This window comes from Vreelandella sp. DA03-1M (assembly GCF_055725665.1).
In genome coordinates this window covers 1,965,485-1,978,350 of record NZ_CM146798.1, presented here as the reverse complement: position 1 = coordinate 1,978,350, position 12,866 = coordinate 1,965,485, and the positions used below count along the sequence as shown (strand labels likewise).

Sequence of the window (12,866 nt, the reverse complement as noted above, 5' to 3'; positions counted from 1 at the left end):
GGCATTCCTTATCCTTTTACAGCTCAGTGGCGCCGTCTGCCAATACCCGACGGGAGATGATCAGGCGCATGATTTCGTTGGTGCCTTCGAGAATCCGGTGCACCCGCGTATCGCGCACGTAGCGCTCCATGGGGTACTCCTTGATATAGCCATTGCCGCCGTACATTTGCAGCGCTTCATCGCACACTTTGAAACCCACATCGGTCGCAAAGCGTTTGGCCATGGCACAGTAGGTCGGTGCATCGGCGTGGCCAGCGTCCAGCTTGGTGGCGGCCATGCGTACCAATTGCCGTGCCGCGACCAGCTCGGTGACCATATCGGCCAGGCGGAACTGCAACGCCTGGAACTCGGCGAGCCGTTTGCCGAACTGCTTGCGTTCGAGCATGTATTCCCGCGCTTTGTTGATCGCCTGCTGCGCGGTGCCGATCGAACAAGTGGCAATATTGATCCGCCCCCCGTCAAGGCCCTTCATGGCGATTTTGAAACCGTCGCCTTCGTTGCCCAATAGGTGATTGGCAGGCACCCGTACTTCTTCAAAGGTAATCATGCGGGTGGGCTGGCTGTTCCAGCCCATCTTCTCTTCCTTGCGCCCGTAGCTGATGCCTTCGCTCTTGGCGTCGACCGCAAACGCTGACACACCGCTCGCCCCCTCGCCACCGGTGCGCGCCATCACCACCAGGAAATCGGTACTACCCGCGCCGGAAATAAACATCTTGCTGCCGGTCAGCATGTAGTGATCGCCATCGCGCTTGGCGGTGGTTTTTAGCGAGGCGGCATCGGAGCCTGAGTTAGGCTCGGTCAGACAGTAGGAACCCAACAGTTCACCCGTAGCCAGTCTTGCGCCCCACTGCTCCACTGCGTCCGGCGTGCCGAAATCCGCCAGCATCCAGGTCACCATGTTATGAATGGTCAGATACGCGGTGGTCGAGGTGCAGCCCATGGAGAGCTGTTCGAATATGATGCTGGCGTCTAACCGGGAAAGCCCTAACCCGCCCACGCTTTCTGGGGCATACAGCGAGCAAAAGCCAAGCTCGCCCGCTTTGCGAATCACATCAACTGGAAAGAATGAGGTTTGATCCCACTCGGCCGCATGGGGCTCTAGCTCGTTTTGGGCAAATGCCCGCGCCATATCGGCAAAGGCGACCTGATCTTCGTTAAGTTCAAAATTCATGGCGTATCTCCGCGAATGCGCGTGCGCACTGCTGTTGTCGTTATAATTGACGTTAACGTTAACTTATCCATTTACCCAATCACAAGCAACCTGCAAGCACTTGCTACCTTAGGTGTAGAGGCTCGGGCGTGGTATAGGGAATCTCGAGCGTCGTATAGGGAATGGAGTCGAAAAAAGGGCGCCAAACGGCGCCCAATGGGAAGAATCAATAAGCCCGAGGCAAAGCCGCCTCTAACCGCTACTTGAAGTTTTTCCGGTACATTTTGTCCAGCTCGCCGACAATACCGCTGCGGAAGCTAAGCACGCAAAACACAAAGATAATGCCCAGAATCACGCTCACCCAGTTGCCCAAGGGGGATTGCGCGAGGATATGCTGAAGACTAACCACAATGCCCGCGCCCATTAAGGGGCCCAGCAGCGTTCCTACCCCACCCAGCAGAGTCATCAGAATGACCTCGCCAGACATATGCCAGTGGGCATCGGTCAGCGAGGCCAACTGGAAGACTACGGTTTTGGTTGAACCGGCCAGCCCGGCCAAACCGGCAGAGATCACGAACGCTACCAGCTTGTAGGCATCGGCGTTGTAGCCCAGCGATACTGCGCGGGGCTCGTTTTCACGAATCGCTTTTAACACCTGGCCAAACGGTGAGTGCACCGTGCGCTGAATCAGCGCAAAGCCGAAGATGAAAATCGCAAATACAAAGTAGTACATCGCGAGGTTGCTGGTCAGGCTGATAAAGCCAAACAGTTCGCCACGCGGCACGCCGTGCAGCCCATCTTCACCGCCGGTAAACGGCGCCTGAACAAACATGAAATACACCAGCTGGGCGATCGCCAACGTCACCATGGCAAAATAGATGCCCTGGCGACGAATGGAGAGCACCCCAAATAGCACGCCCAACAGGGTCGCCATCACGGTACCGGCGATAATGCCTAGTTCTGGCGTTAGCCCCGGGTAGCTCGCCAGCAAATAGCCGGTTACGTAGCCGCCGGTGGCCAAGAACGCCGCATGCCCAAAGGACAACAACCCCGCATAGCCAAGCAACAGGTTGAATGCGCAGGCGAATAGCGCAAAACAGAGCACTTTCATCAGGAACACTGGGTAGGCGAGAAAGGGTGCTACCAGCCCCACTACGATCAGCGCCAGATAAAACATATTACGGCGAAACTTGGCGCGCTTCTGACGCTCCATCACCGCTGAGGGTGCCGCCATTGGTTGAGATTCTGTCATCATGCTTATGCCTCCTTACCGAACAGCCCGACTGGGCGCAACATGAGCACGACGATCATGACGAAGAAGATCACCGTATTAGAGGCCTCCGGGTAGTACACCTTGGTCAGGCCTTCGATGATGCCCATCGCCAGGCCGGTAATAATGGCGCCCAGAATCGAGCCCATACCGCCAATCACCACCACTGCAAACACCACGATCAAAAGGCTGGAACCCATAGTGGGAGAGACCGGATACAGCGGCGCGGCAAGCACCCCGGCAAACGCAGCCAGGGCCACGCCAAAGCCATAGGTCAGGGTTATCAGCAGCGGCACATTAACGCCAAACGCCTGCATCAACTGTGAGTTTTCAGTGCCCGCCCGCAGGTAGGCCCCCAACCGAGTACGCTCGATCATGAACCAGGTGAACAGACACATCGCCAGTGCCGCCACCAACACCCAGGCACGGTAAGTGGGCAAGAACATGAACCCCAGGTTCAAGCCACCCTGCAGTATCTCAGGCGTTGCATAACGCGCGCCTGAAACCCCGAAGAAGTTGACCAGCGTGCCTTCAAAAATCAGCGCCAGACCAAAGGTCAGCAGCAGCCCATAGAGGTGGTCTAAGTGGGCAATTCGGCGCAGCAGAAAGCGCTCCAGCAGCACACCGAAGGCACCCACCACGAGGGGAACCAGCAGTAGCGCCAGCCAGTAGTTAATACCCAGGTAACGAAAGCCCAGCAGCGCGGCGAAGGCACCCAGCATATATTGCGCCCCGTGGGCGAAGTTGACGATCTTCAACAGGCCGAAGATGACCGCCAGGCCCAGGCTAAGCAGTGCGTAAAAGGCGCCGTTCACAAGACCTAGCGTCAGCTGGCCCATGAAGACGGCCAATGGCACGCCGAATATCATCGTCATAACGCGACTCTCCTCGCCATCAAACAGTTGGCGGCAACTTGCCGCCAACCGGTTTTGCACATCTCTTGCGATGACTTCCTAGCGCAAGTGCTGCCTGGGATTAGTTCTGTACCAGTTTGCACTGGCTCTCAGAAAGCGGGCGGTAGGCTTCTGCGGCGGGAATGGTGCTGAGAATTTCGTAAAGGTCCCACTCACCGGTGGACTCTTCAGGCGTTTTCACCTGAGCCAGGTACATATCGTGAATCATGCGGCCATCTTCACGAATGCTGCCGTTGCGGGCAAAGAAGTCCTCGATGGGCATGTCAGCCATCTGCGCACGCACGGTTTCAGGGTCGTCGGTGCCCGCGGCTTCTACGGCTTTCAGGTAGTGCATGGTGCTGGAGTAGATACCGGCTTGTACCATGGTCGGCATACGGCCCACTTCATCGAAGTAGCGCTGCGCCCATTCACGAGACTGCTCGTCCATATCCCAGTACCAACCGGTCGTCAGCAGCAGGTTCTGCGTGGCTTCCAGGCCAAGGGCGTGAACGTCATTCAGGAAGATCAATAGACCCGCGAGCTGCTGGCCGGATTGCGTCAAACCAAACTGGCTGGCCGTGGTGATCGCGTTAACGGTATCCGCGCCCGCGTTGGCCAGGCCCACGATCTTGGCACCCGAGCCTTGGGCTTGAAGAATATAAGAGGAGAAGTCGCTCGTTGGGAAGGGGTGACGCACGCCACCGACAATCTCACCGCCGCTCTCTTCCACTACCTTGGTGACATCGGCTTCAAGCGCATGGCCGAAAGCGTAATCAGCGGTCAGCATGAACCAGCTGTCGCCGCCCTGCTCTACGACTGCTTTGGCGGTACCGTTAGCTAGCGGATAGGTGTCGTACACCCAGTGAATATGGTTAGGCGTGCAGTGTTCGTTGGTAATGCTAGAGGCCGCTGAGCCGGAAACAATCCCCAGGCCGTTATTCTCTTCGAGTACCTTGGTAACGGCGATCGAGACCGAGGAAGCGACCAGACCGCCTACCATGTCGACGTTATCCTGGTCGATCCAGCCACGCACGGTATTGGCGCCTACGTCGGCGCTGTTGCGATCATCGGCACTGGAAATCACGATAGGCGCCCCGTCAACGCTGCCACCAAAATCAGCTACCGCCATTTCCATGGCGGTCAGGCCGCCTGGGCCTGCCAGGTCACGGTAGGTACCGGACATATCGGCCAGGTAACCAATGCGCACTTCGCCGTCGCTCATATCCGCCTGAGCGGTAGACACAGCAAGGCTTGAAGCTGCCGCCACGGCGATGCTGGCAGCCAGCGTTTTTTTGATGAAGGTCATGTTCTTCTCCTGGCCCGGAGGCCTTTGTTGTTGTGAGATGATGGTGTCGCTTTGAGTTGTCGTTGAGCTGTCTTGGAAGTGCGAACTGCTCATTAATGGTTACTATTATTATTGGTGAGCGGCGTGCCCTTGGCGTAAAGAGCGTTTAATGATTAATCATCAGTGCGTTATACCCCTAGCATCGAATTGAGATGTTCCCGGCGCGATGGTAGCTGCGCGGCGCTGATTTCTTCGACAATCTGACCGTGATCCATCACGAAGTGGCGATCTGCCAGCGGCGCCGCAAAGCGGAAATTCTGCTCTACGAGGACGATGGTCATGCCGCGTTCCTTAAGCTGAACCAGTACCTCGGCCAATTTCTGCACGATGACCGGGGCAAGCCCTTCGGTAATTTCATCCAGCAGCAGCATCCTTGCCCCAGTGCGTAAAATGCGCGCCATGGCCAGCATCTGCTGCTCGCCACCGGAAAGCCGGGTGCCCTGGCTTCTGCGCCGCTCATAAAGGTTGGGGAACATGGCGTAAATTTCATCGAGGCTCATACCGCCGGAACGCACCGTGGGCGGTAATAAAAGATTTTCGTGAACATCCAAACTGGCGAAGATACCCCGCTCTTCCGGGCAGTAGCCTACTCCCAGACGCGGAATGTGATGTGGCTTCATGGTCAGCGTTTCATTACCATTGATCACGATGGAGCCGGTGCGTCGCCCTACCATGTTCATGATCGATTTCAGCGTGGTACTGCGCCCAGCGCCGTTGCGGCCCAGCAGCGTCACCAGCTCGCCTCGCTTCACATCAAAATTGACGCCGTGCAGGATATGCGATTCGCCATAAAAGGCGTGCAGATCCTGAACCCGCAACATCTCCAGGTTTTGCATGTTTTCGATCGGTGCTTGTGCTTCAGCAGTCATCATACCGTGGCTCCCTCTTCCTCAGCGGCATCGCTGCCCATATAGGCTTCACGCACCAGCGGGTTGCGCGACACGCTGTCGTAATCGCCCTCGGCCAATACCGCGCCCCGCGCCAATACCGTGATGCGGTCACACAGGCGGCTAACAACGCTTAAGTTATGCTCTACCATCAGCACTGTCCGGCCCTGAGAGACGCGCTTAATTAGCGCCACGATGCGATCAACGTCTTCAGCGCCCATGCCTTGGGTCGGTTCATCGAGCAGCATCATGGTGGGGTCGAGCGCTAGCGTGGTGGCGAGCTCCAGCGCTCGTTTACGGCCGTAGGGCATTTCTACCGTCAAGGTATCGGCGTATTCACGCAGCCCCACCTCTTCTAGAAGCTCTAGGGCGCGCTCATTGAGGTGATCCAGGGATTTTTCAGATTTCCAGAAATGAAACGACGTGCCCAGCTTGCGCTGCAGCGCCACCCGTACATTCTCAAGCGCGGTCATGTGCGCAAACACCGCCGAGATCTGAAAGGAACGCACCAAGCCTAGCTGGGCGATTTCGTTGGATTTTTTACTGGTGATGGAATGGCCGCGATACAAAATATCGCCACGGGTAGGCGGCAAAAATTTGGTCAACAGATTGAAGACGGTGGTCTTGCCCGCGCCGTTTGGGCCAATCAGCGCGTGGATGTGCCCTTCTTGTACCTGGAGATTGACGTCGTCCACAGCGGTAAACCCACGGAACTCTTTGGTTAGCCCTCGGGTTTCGAGGACAGGTCCCTGAAGGACATCGTTTGCACTCATAGAGTGGCAAGCCTCTTATTGTTGTAGTGCTGACTCTATTACAGGTAATTGGCTAGTAGTGAAACTGCTTGCTACTGCCTTACCTGAACGTAAGGTGTATGTGCAAACTAGCAACTCTCGCTATGGCAATACAATTACAACTTTGGTCTATTGCGGGAATTTCTCTGAATTAACAAGCGCTTTCAAAACAGTCATATCAATGACTTACTACATTTCAACGCTTTTCAACTGCCTGCAACAATCGCTTTACGTTAACGTAAACTTGTTTTAGCCTCATTGTCAGTGTTCCATAGGTGACAACCTTTAGGAAAAACGTCTTTTTAAGAGAACGTCACCATGAGCAAAACCTACTCGATTAGTGAACTGGCCAGCGAGTTTGACTTGACCACCCGCAGCATCCGTTTTTACGAAGACCAGGAATTGCTTCACCCCACGCGCCGTGGCCAAACCCGGGTGTATAGCAGCAAAGACCGGGTGAGATTAAAGCTCACCATTCGCGGCAAGCGTTTAGGCTTCTCGCTAGCTGAGATTCGCGAACTATTCGAGCTATGGGACGAAACCCGCAGCGGCAGTAAGAAGCAGCTGCACCTGATGCTTAGCAAGATAGCCGAGCGCCGGGCGGCGCTTGATCAGCAAATGAAAGACATCACGATGGTGCAACTGGAGCTTGAAAGCGCCGAAATTCGCTGCCGCCAAGCGCTCGAAGAGCTACTTGAAAAAGAGCCTCAGGAAAAACAAAACGAAGACGAGCGCACGGGGCTGTCCGACAAAACCTCTGCCTCTTCTTCCGCCACTATGCACTGATTCGGCCCTGCTCAAACCGCCAGCTCGGCCAACCAATAGATAACAACAGGTGATTGACCATGTTTTCACACTACTCAGAACTCAACTTCGGCCTCGACGACGAACTGAACATGCTGCGCGAGCAGGTCAACGCCTTTGCAGCCAGCGAGATTGCTCCACGCGCTGCCGAAATCGACCGCAATAACGAATTCCCTAACGACCTATGGAAGAAGTTTGGCGACATGGGCCTGCTGGGCATCACCGTCTCTGAAGAGGATGGCGGTAGCGGTATGGGCTATCTAGCCCACTGTATCGCCATGGAAGAGATCTCGCGGGCCAGTGCATCGGTAGCGCTCTCTTACGGCGCCCACTCCAACCTGTGCGTTAACCAGATCAAGATCAACGCCTCCCCCGAACAGAAAGCCAAGTATCTCCCCAAGCTGATCAGCGGCGATCACGTGGGCGCTTTGGCCATGTCGGAACCCGGCGCAGGCTCTGATGTGGTCTCGATGCAATTGCGTGCCAAGCAGAATGGCGACCACTACATCCTTAACGGCAACAAAATGTGGATCACCAACGGTCCGGATGCCGATGTGCTGGTGGTATACGCCAAAACCGACCCCGAAGCGGGCTCCAAAGGCATCACCGCCTTTATTATCGAAAAAGGCATGCCCGGTTTCTCTACCGCCCAGAAGCTCGACAAGCTGGGCATGCGCGGTTCCAACACGTGTGAACTGGTCTTCCAGGACTGCGCCGTTCCCGCTGAAAACATTCTAGGCGGGGAAGGCAAAGGCGTACGCGTACTCATGAGTGGTTTGGATTACGAGCGCACCGTATTGGCCGCAGGTCCGATTGGCATTATGCAGGCCGCCATGGATGTGGTGATGCCCTATATCCACGAGCGCAAGCAGTTCAATCAATCGATTGGTGAGTTCCAACTGGTGCAGGGCAAAGTGGCGGATATGTACACCACCCTGAACGCTTGCCGGGCCTACCTATATGCCGTAGCGGGTGCCTGTGATCGTGGCCAAACTTCACGTAAAGACGCCGCTGGGGTGATCCTCTACTGTGCCGAAAAGGCCACTCAGGTAGCCCTGGACTCCATTCAGCTACTCGGCGGCAACGGCTATATCAATGAGTACCCCACCGGGCGCCTGCTGCGCGACGCCAAGCTGTATGAAATCGGCGCGGGTACCAGCGAGATTCGCCGGATGCTGATTGGCCGCGAACTCTTCACCGAAAGCAAATAAAGGTCGCGCCATGAGCACTGTGAATAGCCAGATCAACCCGCGCAGCGATGTGTTCCAAGCCAACGAAGCCTCAATGCTCGGTGAAGTTCACAAACTGCGTGAACTGACCGCTGCCGTCGCCCAGGGTGGCGGTGCTAAAGCCCGCGAGCGCCATGAAAACCGGGGCAAGCTGTTTGTCCGCGACCGCATCGATCATCTAATCGATGAAGGTTCGCCGTTTTTAGAATTTTCCGCCCTGGCGGCGCACAAGATCTACGACAGCGAGATTCCTGCGGCGGGCGTGGTCACCGGCATTGGTCGGGTTTCTGGCGTCGAGTGCGTGATCGTTGCTAACGACGCCACGGTAAAAGGCGGCACTTACTTTCCGCTGACGGTAAAAAAACATATTCGCGCTCAGGAAATCGCCCGTAAACATCGCCTGCCGTGCATCTATTTGGTCGATTCAGGCGGCGCCTTCCTACCCCGCCAGGACGAAGTATTTCCCGATCGCGACCACTTCGGGCGTATCTTTTATAACCAGGCGACCATGTCGGCTGAAGGCATTCCGCAAATTGCCGTGGTGATGGGTTCCTGCACCGCGGGCGGCGCCTACGTGCCCGCCATGGCAGACGAGTCGATCATCGTTAAAGAGCAGGGCACGATTTTCCTGGGTGGCCCGCCCTTGGTAAAAGCTGCCACCGGCGAAAGCATTAGTGCGGAAGATTTAGGCGGCGCCGATGTGCACGCCAAAGTCAGCGGTGTGGCCGACCACTACGCGGAAAACGATGCTCATGCGCTGCAGCTTGCCCGCGCTTGTGTATCCCGCTTGAACTGGCAAAAGCGCGGCCAACTGGCCATGCAGGCGCCCAAACCACCCAAGCTCGACCCTGCCGAGCTGTATGGCATCGTGGGAACGGATCTTAAAAAGCCCTATGACGTGCGCGAAGTAATTGGCCGCATCGTCGATGACTCCGACTTTGATGAGTTCAAGCGCTACTACGGTGAAACTTTGGTCACCGGCTTTGCGCATATTCACGGTTACCCGGTAGGCATCGTAGCCAACAACGGCGTGCTGTTTTCAGAAAGTGCGGTGAAAGGCGCGCACTTTATCGAGCTCTGCGCTCAGCGCAAGATTCCACTGATCTTCCTGCAAAACATCACCGGCTTTATGGTCGGCTCCAAGTACGAACACGAAGGTATTGCCAAGCACGGTGCCAAGCTGGTGACCGCTGTGGCCTGCGCCAAGGTGCCAAAATACACCGTACTGATTGGCGGCAGCTTCGGCGCCGGCAACTACGGTATGTGTGGGCGAGCTTATGATCCTAACCTGCTCTTCATGTGGCCCAACGCGCGTATTTCAGTGATGGGCGGCGAACAGGCGGCGGGGGTACTGGCGCAGGTTAAGCGCGAGCAGCATGAGCGCGAAGGCCGCGAGTGGAGCAAAGAGGAAGAGGAAGCCTTCAAGCAGCCCACTCGCGAGCAGTACGAGCACCAAGGCCACCCCTACTACGCCAGTGCGCGACTGTGGGACGACGGCGTGATCGATCCACTGCAAACCCGTGATGTGCTCGGCCTGTCACTTGCCGCCGCGATGAATGCAGAAATCGAAGAGACGCGCTTCGGCGTGTTCCGGATGTAAGGGGCAATCACCATGGCTTACTCAACACTGATCATTGAAGGCGGCGTCGCCCGTCTGACCTTAAACCGCCCCGAGGTTCATAACGCCTTTGACGACGGCCTGATTGCCGAGCTAAACGCACACCTTGAAGCACTGCATAGGCAAGCCGAAGCGGGCGAAGTGCGCGCGGTAGTGCTGGGTTCAGAAGGCAAAAGCTTCTCGGCCGGTGCCGATCTGAACTGGATGAAGCGCATGGTCGATTACGACCTTGACGATAATGTCGCCGATTCCCGCAAGCTGGCAGCCCTGATGCACGGCCTGGATACACTGCCCTGCCCGACCGTCTGCCGCGTGCAAGGCGCAGCCTTTGGCGGTGCGGTGGGCTTGGCCGCCTGCTGCGACATAGTAATCGCCTCGGGTAAAGCCAAATTCTGCCTTTCGGAAGTCAAAATCGGCCTATCGCCCGCGGTCATCAGCCCTTACGTGCAGCGAGCCCTGGGCGAGCGACAGATGCGCCGCTATGCGTTAACCGCAGAAGTAATGGACGCCGAAATAGCGCTCGCGCTGGGTTTAGTCCATCTGGTGGTGGAACACGACAAGCTAGACGACGAAGTGGACACCCTGCTGGCCACCCTATTGGCCGGCTCGCCCCAGGCCCAGCGCGCCACCAAAGCGCTGATGGCCGCGGTTGCTAAAGCGCCTGACAGTGACGAGACCCGCGAGCATACCTGCCAGGTGATCGCCAAGCTGCGGGTAAGCCAAGAAGGACAAGAGGGTTTATCCAGTTTCTTTGAAAAGCGCCGCCCCGTCTGGGCCGATTCTAATAACACACCCCACGCTTCGGAGCGTCGCTCATGAAAAAACACGAAAAAGCCGCTCGCACGACGCCTTTTGATACCCTACTGGTCGCCAACCGCGGCGAAATCGCCTGCCGCGTGATGCGCACTGCCCGCCGCATGGGCCTGAAAACCGTCGCGGTATATTCCGATGCCGATGCCAGCGCCCGCCATGTACGCGAAGCTGACGAGGCCGTGCGTTTAGGCCCCGCCGCCGCGCGGGAAAGTTATCTCAATATCGATGCCGTCATCGAAGCTGCCAAGCGTACCGGCACCGGCGCTATTCATCCCGGCTACGGTTTTCTTTCCGAAAACGGTACCTTCGTCAAAGCCCTTGAAGAAGCGGGTATCACCTTCGTTGGCCCGCCGGCTTCAGCCATTGCTGCCATGGGTGATAAATCCGCCGCCAAAGCACGGATGGCCAATGCGGGCGTGCCGCTAGTGCCCGGCTACCACGGCGACGACCAGGATGACGCCCTGCTGCGCAGTGAAGCCGACAAGATCGGCTACCCCGTCATGCTCAAAGCCAGCGCGGGCGGCGGCGGTAAAGGGATGCGTGTTGTGGAAAGCGGTGATGGTTTTCAGGCCGCGTTAGATGGCTGCCGCCGTGAGTCAAAAGCCGCCTTCGGCGATGACCGCATGCTGATCGAGAAATACCTGGTGCAGCCACGCCATGTGGAAGTCCAGGTATTCTGCGACCGTCATGGCAACGGCGTTTATCTATTCGAGCGGGACTGCAGCGTTCAGCGCCGCCATCAAAAAGTGATCGAAGAAGCCCCCGCCCCCGGCATGACAGCGGAGCTGCGCAGCGCCATGGGCGATGCCGCCGTACGCGCCGCTCAGGAGATCGGCTACGTGGGCGCAGGCACCGTCGAGTTTCTGCTAGATGCGGATGGCTCGTTCTACTTTATGGAGATGAACACTCGCCTCCAGGTCGAACACCCCGTCACTGAGATGATCACCGGCCAGGATTTGGTCGAGTGGCAGTTGCGCGTCGCCATGGGTGAACCACTGCCCTGCTCTCAAGATGAGCTGACGATTACCGGCCATAGCTTTGAAGCGCGTATCTACGCCGAAGACCCGGATCAGGATTTCCTGCCCGCTACCGGCCTGCTCAACCGTTTCGCGCTGGATTTAGAAGGTGCTGGTCTAAGCGGCGACCAAGTACGTTTGGATAGCGGTGTAGAGAGCGGCGATGCGGTGTCAATGCACTACGACCCCATGCTCGCCAAGCTGATCGTGCATGGGGCTGACCGCGATGCGGCACTGGCGACCCTAAACCGCGCTCTGGCAGCGCTGGACGTACAGGGGGTCGTCACCAACCGCGCCTTCTTAATGCGCCTGGCGACTCACCCTGGCTTTAAAAATGTCGAACTGAATACGCGCTTTATTGAGCGTAACGAAGCCACCCTGTTCGCACCGCGCACCTATGGCATGGAGGCCTACGCCAGCGCCGCGCTGATTGGCCTGAACCAACTCGCCCAGGAGTGCGAAAGTGACTCCCCCTGGGATCGCCACGATGGCTTCCGCCTGAATGCACCCCATACCATTCGCATTGCTCTGTGTGACCCATCAGATGTAAAGGCCGCTGACAGTGATGAAACAGTCGTGATTGTCGAAGGTAAACGCAACGCTGGCGAGGCGCTGTGGAACCTGACTATCGGCAATGAGACCCTCACCGCGAGCCTACAGCCGCTGACCGGCGATGCGGTCGCCGTCACCCTGAACGGCCACCGCCGTCGGCTGCAGGCCCGCCGCGATGGTCATGTGGTGGTCATGGCTGATCCAAGCGGTGAAACGCGCCTGTTCTGGCGGCGCATCGATGCCATTGACCACGGTCACCATGAGGCGGAATCCACGCTCACGGCACCGATGAACGGCACGGTAGTCGCCCTACTCGTGGAGCCCGGTGTGGCGGTTGAGAAAGGCATGCCGCTGATGGTCATGGAAGCGATGAAAATGGAGCACACCATGACCGCCCCCGCCGATGGCAGCGTGGAGACCTTCCACTTTCAGGCGGGTGACACGGTTAGCCAGGGCGCCATTTTACTCGATTTTGCGGCCAACGAATAGGAGTCCTCG

The 12,866-nt window shown here is 57.4% G+C and carries 11 protein-coding genes; 5 read left to right on the top strand and 6 right to left on the bottom strand.

Features of this window, described 5'->3' with window-relative positions; translation table 11 throughout:
* Positions 1-16: 16 nt before the first annotated feature.
* From ACXUPB_RS09120 to ACXUPB_RS09095, 6 genes are all read right to left on the bottom strand, one after another.
* Complete coding sequence (locus tag ACXUPB_RS09120; RefSeq protein ID WP_472956339.1) at positions 17-1,171, bottom strand: acyl-CoA dehydrogenase family protein; 1,155 nt, start codon at positions 1,169-1,171, stop codon at positions 17-19.
* A 238-nt stretch (positions 1,172-1,409) separates the two neighbouring features.
* Positions 1,410-2,402, bottom strand: a complete 993-nt coding sequence (locus ACXUPB_RS09115) for a branched-chain amino acid ABC transporter permease (protein WP_472956717.1) — start codon at positions 2,400-2,402, stop codon at positions 1,410-1,412.
* 5 nt (positions 2,403-2,407) lie between these two features.
* Complete coding sequence (locus ACXUPB_RS09110; protein ID WP_179914884.1) at positions 2,408-3,295, bottom strand: branched-chain amino acid ABC transporter permease; 888 nt, start codon at positions 3,293-3,295, stop codon at positions 2,408-2,410.
* Positions 3,296-3,395: 100 nt separating this feature from the next.
* Positions 3,396-4,619, bottom strand: a complete 1,224-nt coding sequence (locus tag ACXUPB_RS09105) for an ABC transporter substrate-binding protein (RefSeq protein WP_179914883.1) — start codon at positions 4,617-4,619, stop codon at positions 3,396-3,398.
* A gap of 167 nt (positions 4,620-4,786) precedes the next feature.
* Positions 4,787-5,530, bottom strand: coding sequence for an ABC transporter ATP-binding protein (locus tag ACXUPB_RS09100; RefSeq protein WP_035566056.1), 744 nt, complete (start codon positions 5,528-5,530; stop codon positions 4,787-4,789).
* Positions 5,527-6,318: an ABC transporter ATP-binding protein gene (locus tag ACXUPB_RS09095; protein ID WP_295708969.1), complete on the bottom strand. Its 792-nt coding sequence runs from the start codon at positions 6,316-6,318 to the stop codon at positions 5,527-5,529. Before ACXUPB_RS09095 ends, ACXUPB_RS09100 begins: the two co-directional genes overlap by 4 nt.
* Positions 6,319-6,654: 336 nt before the next feature.
* Here ACXUPB_RS09095 and ACXUPB_RS09090 point away from each other — a divergent pair, with 336 nt between their 5' ends.
* The 5 genes from ACXUPB_RS09090 to ACXUPB_RS09070 are packed head-to-tail and all read left to right on the top strand — an operon-like array spanning position 6,655 to position 12,857.
* Complete coding sequence (locus ACXUPB_RS09090) at positions 6,655-7,122, top strand: MerR family transcriptional regulator (RefSeq protein ID WP_335597063.1); 468 nt, start codon at positions 6,655-6,657, stop codon at positions 7,120-7,122.
* 59 nt (positions 7,123-7,181) lie between these two features.
* Positions 7,182-8,351, top strand: a complete 1,170-nt coding sequence (locus tag ACXUPB_RS09085; protein WP_008956737.1) for an isovaleryl-CoA dehydrogenase — start codon at positions 7,182-7,184, stop codon at positions 8,349-8,351.
* Positions 8,352-8,361: 10 nt separating this feature from the next.
* Positions 8,362-9,969 carry a carboxyl transferase domain-containing protein gene (locus ACXUPB_RS09080; protein WP_336272899.1) on the top strand — a complete coding sequence of 536 codons (1,608 nt, stop codon included), beginning with the start codon at positions 8,362-8,364 and terminating at the stop codon, positions 9,967-9,969.
* Between the two features lie 12 nt (positions 9,970-9,981).
* A complete protein-coding gene (locus ACXUPB_RS09075; RefSeq protein ID WP_336272900.1) occupies positions 9,982-10,806 on the top strand; it encodes an enoyl-CoA hydratase/isomerase family protein in 825 nt (274 codons plus the stop codon).
* A complete protein-coding gene (locus tag ACXUPB_RS09070; RefSeq protein ID WP_336272901.1) occupies positions 10,803-12,857 on the top strand; it encodes an acetyl/propionyl/methylcrotonyl-CoA carboxylase subunit alpha in 2,055 nt (684 codons plus the stop codon). The genes ACXUPB_RS09075 and ACXUPB_RS09070 overlap by 4 nt, the downstream gene beginning before the upstream one ends.
* The last annotated feature ends 9 nt before the right edge of the window (positions 12,858-12,866 follow it).